The following is a 17,633-nucleotide window of genomic DNA, read 5'->3' as shown; positions in this document are numbered from 1 at the left end:
CGACGGCTCGGGGAGTGCGCGCCGTCCGTCGGCCAGTGTCGCATTCCCACAGGTGGGACCAGGTGCGCGATGCCTTCGGCACCCTGTACCGCCGTCCCGGCCATGACCGGCCCGTACCGCCGTCACGGCAGGAACGAGGGCCGCCGGTCCGGGCGCGACCGGGCTCGGCCGATCCGGGCTCGCACGACCGGGCTCGTACGGCCGGGCTCGTACGGCCGCTGGTCACTCCAGCCTGGGATCAGGTCACTCCAGCCTGGATCAGGTCACTCCAGCCCGGGATGCGGTCCCGCCGGCACGCTCGGCCGGGAGACGAACGCGGTCTCGGGGCCGAAGCGGGTGACGAGGGCGTCCGCGAGCCGTTCAGCGCGTGGGAGCAGTCGCCGTTGAACGAGGAGCCGTGCATCACGGCGAGCGTTGCGGGCCGCAGGTCCGCGAGGGAGCGCAGCATGGCCGTCATCGCGGTCGGACACGAGATCTGGCGGAACAACTCCTCGGCTTCCAGGTGAGTGTCGATGACGTCTACCCGCTCAACGGGTGCGCCGCGACCGCGGGTGCTCATGGGCTGGACGAGACGTGCCGTCTCGTCAAGGGGAGCACGCGTGACCACCCGCGCGAAGGGCCTGCCGGCCCCCTCCGCGAGGAGGAGGCCGGCAGGCCCTGAAACTGCGCGGTCGTTTCGGCCGGCGGTTCCGGCCGGCCGTCGCGGTGGCCGCCCGTGGCCGGCTACACCCCGGCCCGCTCGCCCTGCGGCACCGGCGGCGCGACGGCCTCGGGCGCCTCGTCGTGGGTGAGGTCGGGCATCCGGTTCAGCCACTTCGGCAGGTACCAGTTGCGCTCGCCGAGCAGCGCCATCACCGCGGGAAGCAGGACACCCCGGATGATCGTCGCGTCGATGAGCACCGCGGCCGCCAGGCCCACACCCATCTGCTTCATGGACTGCATGGACAGCGTCCCGAAGATCGCGAAGACGGCGACCATGATGACGGCGGCACTGGTGACGACACCGGCCGTCGTGACCACTCCGTGCCGGATCGCGTCCTTGGTGCCGCGGCCCCGCAGCCGTGCCTCACGGATCCGGGAGACCACGAACACGTGGTAGTCCATCGAGAGCCCGAAGAGGATCACGAAGAGGAACAGGGGCAGCCAGGCGACGATCGCGCCGACGCCCGCCGCGCCCACCAGGGACGCGCCCCAGCCGTGCTGGAAGACCGCGACCAGGATGCCGTAGGCGGCCGCCACCGAGAGGAGGTTGAGCGCGATCGAGGTGATCGCGATCGTCAGCGAGCGGAACGAGAGCAGCATCAGAAGGAAGGCGAAGACGACCACGAAAGCGAAGACCGGGGTCACCGAGCCGATGAGCTGGTCGTTGAAGTCGTGCGATCCCGCGACCTGTCCGGTGATCGGGGCCTGCAGGCCGTCGACCTTGCCGAGCGTCTGCGGGCGTACCGTGTCGCGCAGCAGCTCCAGGCTCTTCTCCGCCTTGTCCTGGTCGGAGCCGCCGACCAGCGGGACGAAGACGAAGGCGACGTTGTGCTCCGCGTGCACCCTGATGTCGACCGGACCGCGCGAGGCGCCCGAACTGACCGCCGCCGCACGGAAGTCGGCGAGCGCGGCCTTCACATCGGCGGCGTTGATGTCCCGCGCCTTGACGACCACCTCGGCCGGCTCGGAGCCGCCGGGGAAGGCTTCGTTGACCCGGTTGTACGTGCCCACGATCGACAGCGAGTTGCCGAACTCCTTGTCCAGGGTGAGCTGTTGGGTCTTCATGCCGAGTGCCGGAGCGGCGATGGCGAGCAGCGCGCCGGTCGCGACGACCAGGGAGATCGCGGGCCTGGCGAGTACGACGCGCAGGACGGCGCCCCAGAACCGGCTGCCCTCGTCGGCCGCGCGGCGGTTGCCCCGCCCACCGTTGGCGCCGCGCCGCTTGGCCCGGTGCAGGAACGGGATGCGGCCCTTCTCCACGCGCTCGCCGAGCAGGGAGAGCAGCGCGGGCAGCACGGTGACCGAGCCGACCATGGCGACGGCGACGACCATCAGTGAGGCCAGGCCCATCGCCTCGAACTCGGCGAGCCCGGTGAAGAGCATGCCCGCCATCGCCACGCACACGGTGACACCGGAGACGATGATGGCGCGGCCGCTGGTCGCGGCGGCGATCCGCAGCGCGGTATCAGCGTCGCGGCCCGCCTCGCGTTCCTCGCGCTCACGCCGCAGATAGAACAGGCAGTAGTCGACGCCGACGGCCAGACCCACCAGCAGCATCACGGAGTTGGCCGTGTCGCTCATCGGCATCAGATGGCTGACGACGCCCATCAGACCCATCGTGGCCATGATGGCGGTGACCGCGAGCGCCACCGGAAGCAGCGCCGCCACGAGCGCGCCGAACGCGATCAGCAGGATGCCGAGCGCCACGGGCACGGCGGAGAGTTCGGCCTTCTGGAAGTCGTCGCCGAACGCGTCGTCGTACTGCTTCTTCATGCTGGCGCCGCCGATCTCCTCGATCCGCAGCCCGGCGTGGTCCTTCTGCACCCCCTGGACGGCTTTCAGCACGGGCGCGACGCGATCGCCCGCCGTCTCGGAGTCGCCGCGCATGTCGAACTGCACGAGCGCGCTGCGGCCGTCCTTCGAGATCGTCCTGGTGTCGTACGGCGATGTCACGTCCGCGACCTTGCCGGTGGCGCCGACCGCCTTGACGACCGCGGCAACCGCGCTCCTGAACTCGGCGTCCGTGGCCTTGGCGCCCGCGTCCTTCGCCTGGATCAGGACCGTCTCACTGGCCGGCTCCTTGATGCCGGCGTCCTCGATGATCTTGGCTGCGGTGTGCGTCTCGCCCTTGAGCTGGTCGCTCTCCTTGACGTCGACGCGGCCCGCCGCGGAGCCGAGGCCCATCGCCAGGACGACGAACAGCACCCAGATTCCGACGGCCGCCCATCGGTGCCGGGCGCTCCAGCCGCCTGCCCGGGCGGCGATGCCCCGCACCCGTGTGTCTCCGTTCCCCATGACGGGCCAGCCCCTTTGTGCACGGTGACAGCCCCCTGCCGCCACCTTTGTATCGAAGGTATGGCCCCGATAAGAGCGTCTCGTCGTGCTGTCCGGTGACCCCTCGGCGCTTCGGCTCCTCCCCGCGGACCCCGGGGTCTCCGCACTGGGGAGGACGGAAGCCCCTTACACGTAACGGCACTTCTCGGGGACGCCGCTCAGGGATCGGCGGGGCGTGACCTGTCCGTCCTCCGCCGGAGAAACCCCCGGGGAACGCGGCCGTCGTGCCCACCCGCGCGGGGCGGGGCGGCCGTTTTATGGTGTGCGGATGACGACGACGTACGCGGCGCTGTTGCGCGGCATCAATGTGGGCGGCGCGAAGAAGGTGCCGATGGCCGAGCTGCGCACCCTGATGGAAGGCCTCGGGTACGGCGACGTCCGCACATATCTCCAGAGCGGGAACGCGGTGTTCAGCAGCGGCGGCGGCGACGAGGAGTCCCTCGCAGAGGAGCTCTCCGGGGCCATCGAGAAGCATTTCGGCTTCGCCGTCGGCGTGCTCGTCCGTGATCACGACTATCTGAAGGCCGTCCAGGAGGCGTGCCCGTTCCCGGCCGCCGAACTGGAGGCCAAGCAGTTGCATGTCACGTACTTCTCGGACCCCGTCGACGCCGAGCGCTTCGCCTCCGTCGAGGCCGCGGCCTTCCTTCCCGAGGAGTTCCGTCTCGGCGACCGCGTCCTCTACCTGTACGCGCCCGACGGTCTCGGCCGCTCCAAACTGGCGGAGGCCCTGGCGAAGCCCAGACTGCTCAAGGGAGTCCTCGCCACCACACGGAACTGGAACACCGTCGTCAAACTGGAGGAGCTGACCGGTGCTTGAGCGCAATGCCGCCGTCGAGGCCGCCATCGAGGGCGAACTGCGCCTGCTCGACCCGGCGGTCCGCCGCTCGGCCGACGTGGTCGGCGCGCTGCTGCACCCCGACTTCTACGAGTTCGGCGCGTCCGGCCGCATCTGGGACCGCGCCTCGACCCTCGCGATGCTGGCCGCGGAGTCGGAGGCCGGGGGCCGCAGCACGACCTCGCGCATGAAGGGCGTCCAGCTCGCCGCCGACCTGGTCCATCTGACGTTCGACACCGACAACAACGGCCGCCGGGCGCACCGGAGTTCACTGTGGCGCCGCACCGGCACCGAGTGGCTCCTGTACTTCCACCAGGGCACCCCCTTCACCTCCGACGAGGAGTGACCCGTCGTACGCCCGCATGAGCGGTGTACGAGGCGATCTCGTCCGGGGCGGTCGGACGCGGTCCTGGTACCGGCGTCGGGCCTCGTCGTCCGTTCGGGCCGCGGCGACGGTGTCGCCCGGCACGAGGTCGTCCTCGGTGAGGGCGGCGTCGTCGAGAGCCTCGAGCCCCAGCCGTCCCGGGCGTCCTCGCGCAGCCGCCGCTCCGGACGAGGCTGTCGCGTTTGTTCAAGAGGTACGGGCGCCGCGTCCCTAGCGTGGAACCCATGAACGATGCGTACAAGAACGTGTATCCGCACATAGTGGAATGCGCCGCCGAGGCCGCCCGCGTGGCCCGCGGTGTCACGGCGGAGCGGCTGTCCGAGCCCTCGCACTGCACGGACTGGGACGTCCGCACCCTGGTCAACCACTGGGTCCTCTACACCTCGCACGGCCTGGAGCACCGGGCCCTGCGCCGGCAGCTCCCCGAGGAGCTGACCGCGCGCGACTTCACGGCCGAACCTGGCTGGGCCGAGGCCTACGCCGCGCAGCTCGACCGCGCGGTCGCCGCCTGGGACGACCCGGCCGTGTGGGACGGGGAGGTCGACCTCGGGACGGCGAAGATGCCCGCGGCGGACATCGCCTCGATGATCGTCAAGGAAATGGCGGTGCACGGCTGGGATGTCGCAGCGGCCACCGGCCAGCGCTTCGAAGTCTCGGACGGCGCCGCCCGGTTCGTCCTCGACGTCGTCGACACCCATGCCGAGCTCTACCGTCGGTACGACGGCTTCGCCGACCCGGTGGACGTACCCGACGACGCGCCCGCGTTCGAGCGCGCCCTCGCCCACAGCGGCCGCGATCCGCGCTGGTCGACGGCGTAGAACCACCGCAGGCGAAGAGGCCGGTCCCGGGACGATTGGACCAAGAATTCCGTCGGCAATTGGGCCGGGATTCTGCGCCACCGCGTGACTAGCCTCAACGGTATGACGATCACCTCGCCCACCCGGGTCGACTTCTGGTTCGACCCCGCCTGCCCCTTCGCCTGGATCACCTCACGCTGGATCCTGGAGGTCGAACGGAGCCGTCCGCTCGACCTCCGGTTCCACACGATGAGCCTCTACCTGCACAACATCGGCAACGAACTACCGGACTGGTACCGGGAGTTGGTGGACAAGTCCATCGGTCCGGTACGGGTCGCGGTGGCCGCGGCCGAGCGGCACGGCGAGAAGGTGCTGCGCGATCTCTACACCGCCTTCGGCACCCGCATCCACCAGGGCGGAGAGCAGGACTTCGACGCCGTGGTCGCCGAGTCGCTCGCCGAGCTCGGACTCCCGGCCGGACTGGCGAGCGCGGCCCACGATTCCTCGTACGACGAGGCGGTGCGCCGCAGCCATGACGCCGGTACCGAGCCGGACTCCACTGCCTATGTGGGGACTCCCACCATCCATGTCGATGGAACGGTGTGGTTCGGCCCGGTCCTCCGGGCGATCCCGCGCGGCGAGAAGGCCGCCGAACTCTTCGACAGCTTCCGCGTCCTCGCCGCCCACCCCGACTTCTTCGAGCTCAAGCGGACCCGCACGGGCGGTCTCTCCTTCGACTGATCCGGCTCCCGGAATGCGGGGAGTCAGGCGCCGACGGCGGCCAAGGACGGCATCCGTGCCTCGTCGTAGCGGTCCAGCAGGACCCGCGCGACCTCCGGCGCGGGACCGAGGACATCGGCGAGGACGTCCGCCCCGGCGGCACCCCGGGCGATACGGTCCGGCAGGAAGCCGGGGGCCAGTACGTACGGGGCGACGGCAACGCGTTCGCAGCCGAGGGCGCGCAGTTCGCGGACCGCGTCCTCGGTGCGGGGAAGGGATGCGGAGGCGAACGCAGGCCGCACGGCGCACCAACCGGTGTGCCGCCACTCCCGCGCGATTTCTGCGATCACTGCGATCGCCTCCGGGTCGGTGGACCCCGCCGAGGCCAGGACGACCCCGGTCGAGGACTTGTCGGCGGGCGTCAGCCCGGCCTCGTACAGCCGGCGTTCGAGCGCGGCCGTCAGCAGCGGGGACGGGCCGAGCACCTCCGCCTGTCGGACGCGCAGCCGCGACGGTGCCTCCCGCAGTACCGCCGGGATGTCCGACTTGGCGTGGAAGGCGCGGGTCAGCAGCAGCGGCAGCGCCACCACGTCGCGAACGCCCTCGGCCGCCAGGGAGTTCAGCACCCCTTGCACGGACGGGATGTTGAAGTCGAGGAACCCGGTCTCCACGCGCAGGCCGGGGCGCTGGGCGCGCACCCGTCGTACCAGGGCATGCACCGTCGCGGCGTGCCGCGGGTCGCGGCTGCCGTGGGCGATGACGACGAGGACGGGACGCTCCGGCCTGTTCATGACGGGGTCAGCCCTTCACCAGGAGTCCGCGGCTGCGCAGCACCCACCGCTCCACCGGACTGAAGACGATCAGGTCGATGGCGATACCGACGAACAGGATGAGGAAGATGGCGAGGAAGACCATCGGCATGGAGCTGGCGTTGCGGCCGTTCTCCAGCAGCTGGCCGAGGCCCACGCCGAGGTCGGGGGAGGAGGCGATGATCTCCGCGGCCATCAGGGAGCGCCAGGAGAACGCCCAGCCCTGCTTCAGACCGGCCAGGTAGCCGGGCAGCGCGGCCGGCATCACGATGTGCCAGGTCCCGCGCAGGCCCGTCGCGCCCATCGTGCGGCCCGCCCGCAGGAACAGCGGCGGCACCTGGTCCACGCCCGACACCAGCCCGTTGGCGATCGAGGGGACCGCGCCGAGCAGGATCACCGCGTACATCATCGAGTTGTTCAGACCCAGCCAGATCACGGCCGGCGGCACCCATGCCACCGACGGCAGGGACTGCAGGCCCGACAGGATCGGGCCGATCGCGGCGCGCACGAACTTCACCCGGGCCACCACCAGGCCCAGCGGGGTCCCGATCACCAGGGCGAACAGGAAGCCGAGCAGACCGCGCGAGACGCTGGTCCAGATGTAGTCGAGCAGCGTGCCCTGGAGCCAGGCGTTCTTCACCTCGCCCCAGACGGCGGACGGCGAGGGCAGCTTGGTCGGGTCATCGACGATCTTGAACGTGATCAGTGCCTGCCAGGCCGCCAGGACCACAACGGCCGCGACGAGCGGCGGCAGCACCTTCTGCCGGAACGTCGTACCGAAGGAGCTGCGGCCGGCGACGGAGGACTCCAGCGCGTCGAGGCCCGCCTCCAGTCCGCCCAGCCCGTCGTTCTCCTTGACGGCCGCGTCGGACTTCGTCTCAGTGCTGGCCATGGCGGCGGATCTCCCCACGCAGTTCTTCGGTGATCTCGATGGACAGTTCCGCGACGGGGGCGTCCTCGATGCGGCGCGGCTGCGGAATGTCCACGGTCCACTGTCGGGCGATGCGCCCCGGACGGGAGGACAGCAGGACCACACGCTGCGCGAGCCGCACCGCCTCACGGACGTTGTGCGTGACGAAGAGGACGGACAGGCCCGTCTCGCGCCAGATCCGGGTCAGCTCGTCGTGCAGCACGTCCCGGGTGATCGCGTCCAGCGCCGCGAACGGCTCGTCCATCAGCAGGATCTGGCTGTCCTGCGCGAGCGCCCGGGCCATCGCCACGCGCTGGCGCATACCGCCGGACAGTTCGTGCACCCGCTTGCCGTACGCGCCCTTCAGACGGACGAGTTCGAGCAGCTCGTCGGCCTTGCCGCGTCGCTCCGCCTTCGGAACTCCCCTGAGTTTCAGAGCGAGTTCGATGTTCTTGCCCGCGGTCAGCCACGGGAAGAGGGCGTGCTCCTGGAACATCAGAGCCGGGCGCCCGTTGGTCGTGATGGTGCCGACGGAGGGCTGGTCGAGCCCCGCCACCAGGTTCAGCAGTGTGGACTTGCCGCACCCCGAGGCCCCCAGGAGGGTGACGAACTCGCCCGGCGCGACATCGAGGGTGATGTCGTCGAGGACGAGCTGGGGTCCCGCGGGTCCGGCGAAGGACTTCGAGACGTGCTCGATGCGGGCGGCGTACTCCGTCGTGTCGGCGCCGTCGGCGGCCTTGGCGAGCGTCGTGGCCATGGTCGTCACCTCCTGGGAACTCATCGGGATCCGGGCTTACTTGACGCCGAGACCGGCGTCGTCGACCTGGCTCTCGCCCGCGGCCTTGAGGACCTTGTTCAGGAGCGTGAGGTCGTAGATGCCGGTCAGGTTCGGCTTGTCCAGGAGACCGGCCTTCACCGCGTGGTCCGCCTCGGTGTGCAGCGTGGAGGCCAGCGGGTCATCGGTGATCTGGATGGACTTCCAGGCCGGGTCGAGTACAGCGGCCGGCAGGGCCTTGCCCGAGTCGGCCTCCAGCTGCTTGTTCGCCGCGGCCTTCGCGTCGTCCGGGTTGGCGTTGATCCACTTGTTGGTCTCGACGGAGCCCTTCAGGACCGCCTCGACGACCTTCGGGTGCTCCTTGAGGAACTTCTGCGACACGATGATGTTCGTGATCACGAACTTCTTGTCGGGCCACAGGTCCGACTCGTCGAGCAGCACCTTGGCGCCCTCGGCGACCAGCTTGGACGCGGTCGGCTCCGGCACCCAGGCGCCGTCGATGGAGCCGGACTTGTAGGCGTCCGGAGTGATCTTGTTGTCGGTACGGACGACCGAGACATCACCCTTGCCGCTCTGCGGGTCGACCTTGTAGCCCTGCTCCGCGGCCCAGTTGAGGAACGCGACGTCCTGCGTGTTGCCGAGCTGCGGCGTCGCGATCTTCTTGCCCTTGACGTCCTTCAGGGACTTGATCTTCTTGGGGTCGACCACGAGCTTGACGCCGCCCGAGGCCGAACCGCCGATGATCCGCAGGTTCTTGCCCTCGGACTTCGTGAAGCCGTTGATCGACGGCGAGGGGCCGATCCAGCCGATGTCGATGGAGCCCGAGTTGAGCGCCTCGATCTCGGAGGGGCCCGCGTTGAAGATCTGGTACTTCGCGGCCGTGGCGCCGAGCTCCTTCTGGAAGAAGCCCTTCTGGTTGCCGACCAGCGCGGTGGCGTGCGTCAGGTTGCCGAAGTAGCCGATCTTCACGGAGTCGAGACCGTCGATCTTCTTCGACCCGGCGGCGACCTTCGCCTTGGTGTCGTCCTTCGCTTCGGAGCCGTAGCTGCAGGCGGCGAGAGCCAGCAGGGGGAGAGCGGTGGCGAGGACTATGCCGCGGGTCAGCAGCTTGGAGCGCGTGGAGCGGATGGCAGGCACGGGAGGGCTTCCTCTCGGTGGCCCGGCGGTCACGCCTTTCTCAGGTCGTGGCCGGGAGGTCGGCAGGTCTTCGTCTGTGCAGGCGGTGGGGGGTGAGGGCGCGCAGGCAGTGCGCGTACGTCATCGCGCACATCGCGCCACTCCGCCCTGCCCGCTGCCGAGGGCGCCGCTGCCGACGCGGCCGCCCTCCTTCGCGAACGTGGAGTAGAAGTCGACGGGATTCATGTCAGAAGTCCCAACCGTCGTCGTCGGACCCGTCCTTGACCGGCTGCGGCGCGGCGAAGGACTCGCCGACCATGCCCGCGGTCAGCGTGGTGCCGTCGGCCGGGTCGATCAGGATGAACGCGCCGGTGCGCCGGGAGTCGGCGTACGCGTCGAGCGGGAGCGGCTCGGCGGTGCGGATCTTGACGCGGCCGATGTCGTTGGCGACGAGCCTGCCCGGGTGCGGGTGCAGCGAGAGGTCGTCCAGGGTCAGCCGGGACGGGATGTCCTTGACGATCGCCTTGACCGTGCGGGTGCCGTGCTTGAGCAGCACCCGGTGGCCGACGGTGAGCGGCTCGTCGGCCACGTGGCAGACGGTCGCCTCGACGTCCTGCGTGGTCGGGGGCGCGTCCTTGCTCGGCACGAGCAGATCACCGCGCGAGATGTCGATGTCGTCCTCCAGCAGGAGGGTCACCGACTGCGGGGTCCACGCGATGTCGACCGGCTTGCCCAGCAGGTCGATCCCGGCGACCTTCGAGGTGCGCCCGGAGGGCAGCACGGTGACGCTCTCGCCGACGCGGAAGGTACCGGCCGCGATCTGACCGGCGTACCCCCGGTAGTCCGGGTGCTCGGCGGTCTGCGGGCGGATCACGTACTGCACGGGCAGCCGCGCGTGGCAGTGCGCCAGGTCGTGGCTGACCGGCACGGTCTCCAGGTGCTCCAGGACCGTCGGGCCGCCGTACCAGTCCATGTTCGCGGAGGCGTCCACCACGTTGTCACCGGCGAGCGCCGAGATCGGGATCGCGGTGATCTCGGGGACGCCCAGCTCCGAGGCGTACGCCGTGAACTCCTCGGCGATCGCCGCGAAGACGGACTCCTTGTACTCGACGAGGTCCATCTTGTTGACGGCGAGGACCACGTGCGGGACCCGCAGCAGCGCGGCGACGGCGGCGTGCCGGCGGGTCTGCTCGATGACACCGTTGCGGGCGTCGACGAGCACGACGGCGAGGTCGGCGGTGGAGGCGCCGGTGACCATGTTCCGGGTGTACTGCACATGCCCGGGGGTGTCGGCGAGGATGAAGCGGCGGCGCGCGGTCGCGAAGTAGCGGTAGGCGACGTCGATGGTGATGCCCTGCTCGCGCTCGGCGCGCAGGCCGTCGGTGAGCAGCGCGAGGTCCGGGGTGTCCTGGCCGCGGCTGGCCGAGGCGCGCTCGACGGCCTCCAGCTGGTCCGTGAGGATCGACTTGGAGTCGTGCAGCAGTCGTCCGACGAGCGTGGACTTGCCGTCGTCGACGGAGCCCGCGGTCGCGAAACGCAGCAGGGTGGTCGCCGACAGCTGTTCGACCGACAGGGGCTCGGTGGGTTCGGTGGTGCTGGTCATGTCTAGAAGTACCCCTCGCGCTTGCGGTCTTCCATCGCGGCCTCGGACATCTTGTCGTCGGCGCGGGTGGCGCCGCGCTCGGTGAGCCGGGAGGCGGCGATCTCGGTGATGACGGCGTCCAGCGTGGTCGCGTCGGAATCGACGGCACCGGTGCAGGACATGTCACCTACGGTCCGATAGCGGACGAGCCGCTTCTCGACCGTCTCGCCGTCCTTCGGGCCGCCCCACTCACCGGCGGTCAGCCACATGTTCGACCGCTGGAAGACCTCACGCTCGTGCGCGAAGTAGATGTCGGGGAGTTCGATGCCCTCGCGGGCGATGTACTGCCACACATCCAGCTCGGTCCAGTTGGACAGCGGGAACACGCGGACGTGCTCGCCGGGCGCGTGCCGCCCGTTGTAGAGCTGCCACAGCTCGGGCCGCTGGCGGCGCGGGTCCCACTGCGAGAACTCGTCCCGCAGGGAGAACACCCGCTCCTTGGCGCGGGCCTTCTCCTCGTCGCGGCGGCCGCCGCCGAACACGGCGTCGAAGCGCTCGGACTGGATCTTCTCGGTCAGCGGCAGGGTCTGGAGCGGGTTGCGCGTCCCGTCCGGGCGTTCGCGCAGCACACCGCGGTCGATGTAGTCCTGCACGGAGGCCACGTGGAGCCGCAGGCCGTGCTGCTCCACCGTCCGGTCGCGGTACTCGAGGACCTCGGGGAAGTTGTGCCCGGTGTCGACGTGCAGCAGCGTGAAGGGGACCGCGGCGGGAGCGAAGGCCTTCAGCGCGAGGTGCAGCATGACGATGGAGTCCTTGCCGCCGGAGAAAAGGATCACCGGCCGCTCGAACTCACCCGCCACCTCACGGAAGATGTGGACGGCCTCGGACTCCAGCGCGTCCAGGTGGGACAGCGCGTACGGGGTGCTCTCCGTCTCCTCGGAGACAGTGGCGACGGTCGTCATGCGAGACCCCTCTCGGTGAGCAGCGCATGCAGCGCCGCAGCGGACTCCTGCACGGTCTGGGTGTGCGACTCGATGCGCAGATCGGGCGACTCGGGTGCCTCGTACGGGTCGTCGACGCCGGTCAGCCCCGAGATCTCGCCCGCTGCCTGCTTGGCGTACAGCCCCTTCACATCGCGTACGGAGCAGACCTCGACCGGGGTCGCGACGTGGACCTCCAGGTAGGGGGTGCCCCCGGCCCGGTGGCGCCCTCGTACGGCCTCGCGGCTGTCCGCGTAGGGCGCGATCACCGGGACGAGCGCCTTGACGCCGTTGCGGGCGAGCAGTTCGGCGAGGAAGCCGACGCGCTGCACGTTGGTGTGCCGGTCCGCGCGGCTGAAGCCGAGGCCCGCCGAGAGGAACTCGCGGATCTCGTCGCCGTCGAGAACCTCGACACGGTGGCCCTCCTCGCGCAGCCGGCCGGCCAGTTCGTACGCGATGGTGGTCTTGCCGGCACTCGGCAGACCCGTGAGCCAGACGGTGGCTCCGGTCGTCACTTGCTGCTCCTGGGAATTCGTGGGGTCCGCGGCGGGCGCGGTCGTCGTGGTCGTCATCCGTGCAGCCCGCACTCGGTCTTCGAGCGGCCCGCCCAGCGGCCGGCGCGCGCGTCCTCGCCCTCCAGCACCCGGCGGGTGCAGGGCGCGCAGCCGACGGACGCGTAACCGTCCATCAGCAGCGGGTTGGTGAGAACCCCGTGCTCGGCGATGTACGCGTCCACGTCGTCCTGCGTCCAGCGGGCGATCGGCGAGATCTTGACCTTCCGCCGCTTCTCGTCCCAGCCGACGACCGGGGTGTTCGCCCGGGTCGGGGACTCGTCGCGGCGCAGCCCGGTCGCCCAGGCGTCGTACGCGGTCAGGCCCTCTTCGAGCGGCTTGACCTTGCGCAGGGCGCAGCACAGGTCCGGGTCGCGGTCGTGCAGCTTCGGGCCGTGCTCGGCGTCCTGCTCGGCCACGGTCCGACGCGGGGTGAGGGTGATGACGTTGACGTCCATCACGGCCTCGACCGCGTCACGCGTGCCGATGGTCTCCGGGAAGTGGTAGCCGGTGTCGAGGAATACCACGTCCACGCCGGGCCTGGCGCGGGAGGCGAGGTGGGCGACGACCGCGTCCTCCATGGAGGAGGTCACGCAGAACTTCTCGCCGAACGTGTCCACCGCCCAGCGGAGGATCTCCAGCGCGGAGGCGTCCTCCAGGTCGCGCCCCGCCTGCTCGGCCAGACTCTTCAAGTCCTCGCCCGTACGCTCTTCCTGAATGGCCGTCATATCTCCGCCCCTCCACGGTCTTCCTGCCGAAGGCCCCGGGACAGCAGCCCGAGGAACTTCAGCTGGAAGGCTCGGTTGCACGCCGCGCATTCCCACGCGCCGTGACCTTCTTCGCTGGGTCGCAGGTCTTCGTCTCCGCAGTACGGGCAGTAGAACGGCGCGGCACGCTCGCTCACGACAGCGCCTCCTCGGAGGCACGCGCGGCCCAGGTGGCGAACCGCTCGCCGTCCTCGCGCTCCGCCTGGAAACGCTTGAGGACACGCTCGATGTAGTCGGGCAGCTCGTCCGAAGTGACCTTCAGACCACGGACCTTGCGGCCGAATCCGGCCTCCAGACCGAGCGCGCCGCCCAGGTGCACCTGGTATCCCTCGACCTGCTCGCCGTTCTCGTCGAGGACCAACTGGCCCTTGAGACCGATGTCCGCGACCTGGATACGGGCGCAGGCGTTCGGGCAGCCGTTGATGTTGATGGTGAGGGGCTCTTCGAACTCGGGGATGCGGCGCTCGAGTTCGTCGATCAGGGAAGCGCCGCGCGCCTTGGTCTCGACGATCGCGAGCTTGCAGTACTCGATACCGGTGCAGGCCATCGTGCCGCGGCGGAAGGTGGAGGGCTTGACGGTCAGGTCGAGCGCCTCAAGTCCCTCGACGAGCGAGTCGATCCGCGTCTCGTCCACGTCGAGCACGATCATCTTCTGCTCGACGGTGGTGCGCAGCCGCCCCGAGCCGTGTGCCTCGGCCAGCTCGGCGATCTTCGTCAGGGTGGCGCCGTCGATGCGGCCGACGCGCGGGGCGAAGCCGACGTAGTACCGGCCGTCCTGCTGCCGGTGCACCCCGACGTGGTCGCGCCAGCGGGCGACCGGCTGGTCGGGGGCGGGGCCGTCGACCAGCTTGCGCTGGAGGTACTCGTCCTCCAGGACCTGGCGGAACTTCTCCACACCCCAGTCGGCGACCAGGAACTTCAGCCGGGCGCGGGTGCGCAGCCGCCGGTAGCCGTAGTCGCGGAAGATCGAGAGGACGCCGATGTGGACGTCCGCGACCTCGTCGAGCGGGACCCAGGCGCCGAGGCGCTGGCCGATCTTCGGGTTGGTGGAGAGGCCGCCGCCGACCCAGAGGTCGAAGCCGGGGCCGTGCTCCGGGTGGTTCACGCCGACGAAGGCGACGTCGTTGATCTCGTGCGCCACGTCGAGCAGCGGCGAGCCGGAGATCGCGGTCTTGAACTTGCGGGGCAGGTTCGAGAAGTCCTTGTTGCCGATGACCCGGCGGTGGATCTCCTCGATGGCCGGGGTGCCGTCGATGATCTCGTCCTCGGCGATGCCGGCGACCGGCGAGCCGAGGATGACGCGGGGTGTGTCACCGCAGGCCTCGGTCGTGGACAGGCCGACGGCCTCCAGGCGTTCCCAGATCTCCGGGACGTCCTCGATGCGGATCCAGTGGTACTGGACGTTCTGACGGTCCGTGAGGTCGGCGGTGCCGCGCGCGAACTCCTGCGAGATCTCGCCGATGACGCGCAGCTGCTCGGTGGTCAGCCGGCCGCCGTCGATCCGGACGCGCAGCATGAAGAACTTGTCGTCCAGCTCCTCCGGCTCCAGGATCGCGGTCTTGCCGCCGTCGATCCCGGGCTTGCGCTGGGTGTAGAGACCCCACCAACGCATCCGGCCGCGCAGGTCGTTGGGGTCGATCGAGTCGAAGCCCCGCTTGGAGTACACCGTCTCAATGCGTGTCCGCACGTTGAGACCGTCGTCGTCCTTCTTGAACTGCTCGTTGCCGTTGAGCGGGGTGAAGTGACCTACGGCCCACTGACCCTCGCCGCGGTGACGGCTCACCTTGCGGCGGGGCGCGGCGGCGGGATTCTGCGGGGTGGCGGCCATGGTTGTTACGTCCTTCGAGACTGCGGGACAGGTTTGACTGCGGCTCTGACCTGCGCATACGGGTGCATACGGAAGAATGGGCGCAGCACTGCGCAAGGGTCGCAAAAAGGGAGAGGGTCGGGCGCTGCTGGACTGGTCAGCTCGCCGGACAGATGGCGCTGGACATGCGGCCGAGGTCGACGTGCCGCCGACTCACCAAGGCAATTCCAGTTCCAGACATGACGGAAGCGTGTCACGGGGATCTCCGGGCAGTCCACCGTCATCCATCATGTGGACACCCTTGTCCCGTATCGCGAGACAAGGGTGTTGTCGATCACACGATCGGGCCTCCCGCGGTGCCGCGAGGAGGGCCCGCAGGCCGCGGTCACCGCGGCCCGGAGCCGGTCAGACGGCGTGCGCCCCCGGCCACGGACCCGGGGTGGCGACCTCCGCCTCCTCCTCGACCCGGGTGTCGAAGAGTTTGAAGCCGCGGCGCAGATAGTTGTCCATCGCGTGCTCGCCGTCCTTGCTGCACGTGTGCACCCAGACGCGCTTCGTCTCGGCCCGTCCCGGCCAGCGTTCGGCCAGGTCCCAGGCGCGCGCGACACCGTACGAGAGGAGGTGTCCACCGATCCGACGGCCGCGGAACGCGGGGATGAGCCCGAAGTAGACGATCTCCACGGCCCCGTCGTCCTGCGCGCCGAGCTCGACATAGCCCGCGGGCGTCCCTCGGTCGTAGGCGACCCAGGTCTCCGTGCCCGGCTGGGCCAGAACCTCCTGCCACTGGGCGTACGTCCAGCTGAGCCGGTCCGTCCAGCGGATGTCCCCGCCGACCGAGGCGTACAGGAAGCGGCTGAACTCGGGCGAGGGGATCTCGGCGCGGACGATCCGCAGATCCCCGTCCGGCGCGCTCGCGGGGAGCAGGTCGGTCGGGGCCGTCTGCTCCAGGGACCAGGTGGTCACACTGACGTTGCTCATGACCGCCAGGGAATCACGGGGGCGGGCGCCCTTCCAAAAGTGTCCGCAGGCCGGGCCGCTGTCCGAGTGAGTCCGCGGGCCGCCCGCTATCCGAGCGAGCCGTCGACCGACGACAGCGGCACCGCGTAGAGCACTCGCCGGTCCGCCGCGCCGGTGAGTGTCCACAGCTCGCCGGTCCGCTGCCAGTAGGACAGCGACCCGGAGCCGAGGCTCCAGCAGGCGTGCGACTGGTCCGCGGTGCACGTGGCCGCCTGGGCGCCGTGCCCGCTCTGCCGCCACAGGGAGCCGTGCTGGGTACGGCTGTCGGCGGGCCGCCCGATGTACCACTGGGCGTCGCGGGAGCCGTCCGACCGGTGCGAGAGGGCGCCGGAGATTCCGGAACCCCTGGTCGTGAAGGCCTCGACCGCGTTCACATGTCCCTGGGCGTCGGCGAGCAGGCCCGTGCGGTACGCGGCGGTACTGAACGCGTACCGCCAGATGCGGGTCCGCTCCGTACGGTCGCCGGCGGCCTCCGTCGCGACCAGGCTGTCCGGGGTGGTCGTACGGTCCAGGGACAGCGAGCCGAAACAGGGGACCGCCCGGTCACGGCCGCGCGTACACGCGCCGCCCTCCGGGTCGTACGAGCCGATGGCGGGGAGCACGTACTGGTAGCCCGCGGCCGAGTAGCCGTGGCCCACCCGGCCCACGGCGCCGCTGTCCACGTCGGCCCGCAGCAGCCGGTGCAGGTCGAAGACGAGCAGGCCCGCGCCGTGCGCCGCGGTGACGATCAGCTTGTCCCGGTACCAGACCATGCCACCGAGGCCCGAGTGGACCGCCGTGAAGTCCTTGCCGCCGGCGCGCGGGGCGACCAGCAGGACCCAGCGGTAGCTGAGGGCGTCCGGGTCCGTCGCGTCGACGAAGGCGATCTTGGCGAGGCCCTCGTCCCGGGTCGGCGCGGCCGCCTGCCCGTCGTGGTGCGTCCAGCCGGCCAGGATCACCTGATGCGTGCCCCACAGGCCGTCGTCGGCGGCGTCACCGGACGTGGTCACGGAACGCGGCTGCCACTGCCCGGTCCGCGCGTCGGCGTCGCCCCAGCAGTACGCGCGCGTGGCCGTCGGCTCGACGGGCAGCGCGGCCCGCTCGTCCGCCGTGCAGTCGGCGGTGTTCCGCATCGAGCGGTCGGCGTCGCGCAGGACTCCCTCGACGCCCACATTGCCGCCCATGTTCCCGCTGAGCGTGTCGAGCGCGTCCCGGGAGACGAAGTTCTCGTGGAGGCGCAGCTGCTGCGCGGCGGAGGTGGAGCGGAGCGCGGTGAGCCCGCCCGGACTGTTGGCGCCGGTGGCCTGCGAGGTGCTGATCAGGGTGGCGGCCGCGGTGAGCGCGAGCGCGGTTCCGGCCAGGGTGGCGCGCAGCGCCTGTCCCCTTCTCCGACGACGATGCCTGCCGCGCTGCTTCATGCGTCCTCCCGAGTAGGCCAACTGCCTCCCCCGCCGAGGGCGTTGACGGAGAGACGGGTGGGGTGGCCTGTGAAGTGGATGCTACGGCAGAGACCTCCGGGCCAGGACAAAGACCGCGGAAGACGCTCACGAAATACGCTCGCTCCGTC

19 protein-coding genes are annotated in these 17,633 nt (G+C 70.3%); 4 read left to right on the top strand and 15 right to left on the bottom strand.

Going from position 1 to position 17,633, the window contains the following annotated elements:
- Positions 1–238: 238 nt before the first annotated feature.
- Positions 239–559, bottom strand: coding sequence for a hypothetical protein (locus ACZ4N5_RS13100; RefSeq protein WP_467757169.1), 321 nt, complete (start codon positions 557–559; stop codon positions 239–241).
- A gap of 164 nt (positions 560–723) precedes the next feature.
- Entirely contained in the window at positions 724–2,997 is a 2,274-nt protein-coding gene (locus ACZ4N5_RS13095) for an MMPL family transporter (RefSeq protein WP_467757168.1), read from the bottom strand.
- A gap of 307 nt (positions 2,998–3,304) precedes the next feature.
- On the opposite strand from ACZ4N5_RS13095, the gene ACZ4N5_RS13090 reads away from it, so the two are divergent.
- From ACZ4N5_RS13090 to ACZ4N5_RS13075, 4 genes are all read left to right on the top strand, one after another.
- Positions 3,305–3,853 carry a DUF1697 domain-containing protein gene (locus tag ACZ4N5_RS13090; protein WP_467757167.1) on the top strand — a complete coding sequence of 183 codons (549 nt, stop codon included), beginning with the start codon at positions 3,305–3,307 and terminating at the stop codon, positions 3,851–3,853.
- On the top strand, positions 3,846–4,217 hold the full coding sequence (locus ACZ4N5_RS13085) for a nuclear transport factor 2 family protein (RefSeq protein WP_467757166.1): 372 nt from the start codon (positions 3,846–3,848) through the stop codon (positions 4,215–4,217). The genes ACZ4N5_RS13090 and ACZ4N5_RS13085 overlap by 8 nt, the downstream gene beginning before the upstream one ends.
- A 263-nt stretch (positions 4,218–4,480) precedes the next feature.
- Positions 4,481–5,074, top strand: a complete 594-nt coding sequence (locus tag ACZ4N5_RS13080) for a TIGR03086 family metal-binding protein (protein WP_467757165.1) — start codon at positions 4,481–4,483, stop codon at positions 5,072–5,074.
- A 102-nt stretch (positions 5,075–5,176) separates the two neighbouring features.
- Complete coding sequence (locus ACZ4N5_RS13075; protein ID WP_467757164.1) at positions 5,177–5,794, top strand: mycothiol-dependent nitroreductase Rv2466c family protein; 618 nt, start codon at positions 5,177–5,179, stop codon at positions 5,792–5,794.
- A gap of 23 nt (positions 5,795–5,817) precedes the next feature.
- Here the strand turns inward: ACZ4N5_RS13075 and ACZ4N5_RS13070 are convergent, their stop codons facing one another.
- The 13 genes from ACZ4N5_RS13070 to ACZ4N5_RS13010 all read right to left on the bottom strand — a co-directional run bounded on the left by ACZ4N5_RS13070 (position 5,818) and on the right by ACZ4N5_RS13010 (position 17,484).
- On the bottom strand, positions 5,818–6,564 hold the full coding sequence (locus ACZ4N5_RS13070; RefSeq protein WP_467757163.1) for a sirohydrochlorin chelatase: 747 nt from the start codon (positions 6,562–6,564) through the stop codon (positions 5,818–5,820).
- 7 nt (positions 6,565–6,571) lie between these two features.
- Complete coding sequence (locus ACZ4N5_RS13065) at positions 6,572–7,474, bottom strand: ABC transporter permease (protein ID WP_467757162.1); 903 nt, start codon at positions 7,472–7,474, stop codon at positions 6,572–6,574.
- Positions 7,461–8,249 (bottom strand): ABC transporter ATP-binding protein, encoded by a 789-nt coding sequence (locus ACZ4N5_RS13060; protein ID WP_467757161.1) that lies wholly within the window; start codon positions 8,247–8,249, stop codon positions 7,461–7,463. Before ACZ4N5_RS13060 ends, ACZ4N5_RS13065 begins: the two co-directional genes overlap by 14 nt.
- A 36-nt stretch (positions 8,250–8,285) precedes the next feature.
- The gene (locus tag ACZ4N5_RS13055; RefSeq protein ID WP_467757160.1) at positions 8,286–9,404 is read right to left on the bottom strand and encodes an aliphatic sulfonate ABC transporter substrate-binding protein; all 1,119 of its coding nucleotides are present in this window, start codon (positions 9,402–9,404) and stop codon (positions 8,286–8,288) included.
- A 226-nt stretch (positions 9,405–9,630) separates the two neighbouring features.
- Positions 9,631–10,986 (bottom strand): sulfate adenylyltransferase subunit 1, encoded by a 1,356-nt coding sequence (locus tag ACZ4N5_RS13050; protein WP_467757159.1) that lies wholly within the window; start codon positions 10,984–10,986, stop codon positions 9,631–9,633.
- 2 nt (positions 10,987–10,988) lie between these two features.
- Positions 10,989–11,927, bottom strand: a complete 939-nt coding sequence (gene cysD / locus ACZ4N5_RS13045) for a sulfate adenylyltransferase subunit CysD (protein WP_467757158.1) — start codon at positions 11,925–11,927, stop codon at positions 10,989–10,991.
- Complete coding sequence (cysC, locus tag ACZ4N5_RS13040; protein ID WP_467757157.1) at positions 11,924–12,517, bottom strand: adenylyl-sulfate kinase; 594 nt, start codon at positions 12,515–12,517, stop codon at positions 11,924–11,926. The genes cysD and cysC overlap by 4 nt, the downstream gene beginning before the upstream one ends.
- Positions 12,514–13,224, bottom strand: a complete 711-nt coding sequence (locus ACZ4N5_RS13035; RefSeq protein ID WP_467757156.1) for a phosphoadenylyl-sulfate reductase — start codon at positions 13,222–13,224, stop codon at positions 12,514–12,516. Before ACZ4N5_RS13035 ends, cysC begins: the two co-directional genes overlap by 4 nt.
- Positions 13,221–13,400: a hypothetical protein gene (locus ACZ4N5_RS13030; RefSeq protein WP_467757155.1), complete on the bottom strand. Its 180-nt coding sequence runs from the start codon at positions 13,398–13,400 to the stop codon at positions 13,221–13,223. Before ACZ4N5_RS13030 ends, ACZ4N5_RS13035 begins: the two co-directional genes overlap by 4 nt.
- Positions 13,397–15,091, bottom strand: coding sequence for a nitrite/sulfite reductase (locus ACZ4N5_RS13025; RefSeq protein WP_467757154.1), 1,695 nt, complete (start codon positions 15,089–15,091; stop codon positions 13,397–13,399). The genes ACZ4N5_RS13030 and ACZ4N5_RS13025 overlap by 4 nt, the downstream gene beginning before the upstream one ends.
- 136 nt (positions 15,092–15,227) lie before the next feature.
- Entirely contained in the window at positions 15,228–15,311 is an 84-nt protein-coding gene (locus ACZ4N5_RS13020) for a putative leader peptide (protein WP_309486338.1), read from the bottom strand.
- Positions 15,312–15,475: 164 nt separating this feature from the next.
- A complete protein-coding gene (locus tag ACZ4N5_RS13015) occupies positions 15,476–16,048 on the bottom strand; it encodes a GNAT family N-acetyltransferase (RefSeq protein ID WP_467757153.1) in 573 nt (190 codons plus the stop codon).
- An 86-nt stretch (positions 16,049–16,134) separates the two neighbouring features.
- Positions 16,135–17,484 (bottom strand): hypothetical protein, encoded by a 1,350-nt coding sequence (locus tag ACZ4N5_RS13010; protein WP_467757152.1) that lies wholly within the window; start codon positions 17,482–17,484, stop codon positions 16,135–16,137.
- Positions 17,485–17,633: the final 149 nt, after the last annotated feature.

The organism is Streptomyces sp. NPDC026500, from assembly GCF_055567635.1.
This window is presented reverse-complemented; position numbering and strand designations above follow the sequence as displayed.

Bases quoted from the DNA above. Each gene is read 5' to 3' on its own strand.
- cysD (WP_467757158.1), bottom strand. From the start codon at position 11,927: ATGACGACCGTCGCCACTGTCTCCGAGGAGACGGAGAGCACCCCGTAC.
- ACZ4N5_RS13095 (WP_467757168.1), bottom strand. From the start codon at position 2,997: ATGGGGAACGGAGACACACGGGTGCGGGGCATCGCCGCCCGGGCAGGC.
- ACZ4N5_RS13035 (WP_467757156.1), bottom strand. From the start codon at position 13,224: ATGACGGCCATTCAGGAAGAGCGTACGGGCGAGGACTTGAAGAGTCTG.
- ACZ4N5_RS13065 (WP_467757162.1), bottom strand. From the start codon at position 7,474: ATGGCCAGCACTGAGACGAAGTCCGACGCGGCCGTCAAGGAGAACGAC.
- ACZ4N5_RS13090 (WP_467757167.1), top strand. From the start codon at position 3,305: ATGACGACGACGTACGCGGCGCTGTTGCGCGGCATCAATGTGGGCGGC.
- ACZ4N5_RS13015 (WP_467757153.1), bottom strand. From the start codon at position 16,048: ATGAGCAACGTCAGTGTGACCACCTGGTCCCTGGAGCAGACGGCCCCG.
- ACZ4N5_RS13100 (WP_467757169.1), bottom strand. From the start codon at position 559: ATGAGCACCCGCGGTCGCGGCGCACCCGTTGAGCGGGTAGACGTCATC.
- ACZ4N5_RS13070 (WP_467757163.1), bottom strand. From the start codon at position 6,564: ATGAACAGGCCGGAGCGTCCCGTCCTCGTCGTCATCGCCCACGGCAGC.
- cysC (WP_467757157.1), bottom strand. From the start codon at position 12,517: ATGACGACCACGACGACCGCGCCCGCCGCGGACCCCACGAATTCCCAG.
- ACZ4N5_RS13025 (WP_467757154.1), bottom strand. From the start codon at position 15,091: ATGGCCGCCACCCCGCAGAATCCCGCCGCCGCGCCCCGCCGCAAGGTG.
- ACZ4N5_RS13080 (WP_467757165.1), top strand. From the start codon at position 4,481: ATGAACGATGCGTACAAGAACGTGTATCCGCACATAGTGGAATGCGCC.
- ACZ4N5_RS13020 (WP_309486338.1), bottom strand. From the start codon at position 15,311: ATGTCTGGAACTGGAATTGCCTTGGTGAGTCGGCGGCACGTCGACCTC.
- ACZ4N5_RS13075 (WP_467757164.1), top strand. From the start codon at position 5,177: ATGACGATCACCTCGCCCACCCGGGTCGACTTCTGGTTCGACCCCGCC.
- ACZ4N5_RS13050 (WP_467757159.1), bottom strand. From the start codon at position 10,986: ATGACCAGCACCACCGAACCCACCGAGCCCCTGTCGGTCGAACAGCTG.
- ACZ4N5_RS13060 (WP_467757161.1), bottom strand. From the start codon at position 8,249: ATGGCCACGACGCTCGCCAAGGCCGCCGACGGCGCCGACACGACGGAG.
- ACZ4N5_RS13010 (WP_467757152.1), bottom strand. From the start codon at position 17,484: ATGAAGCAGCGCGGCAGGCATCGTCGTCGGAGAAGGGGACAGGCGCTG.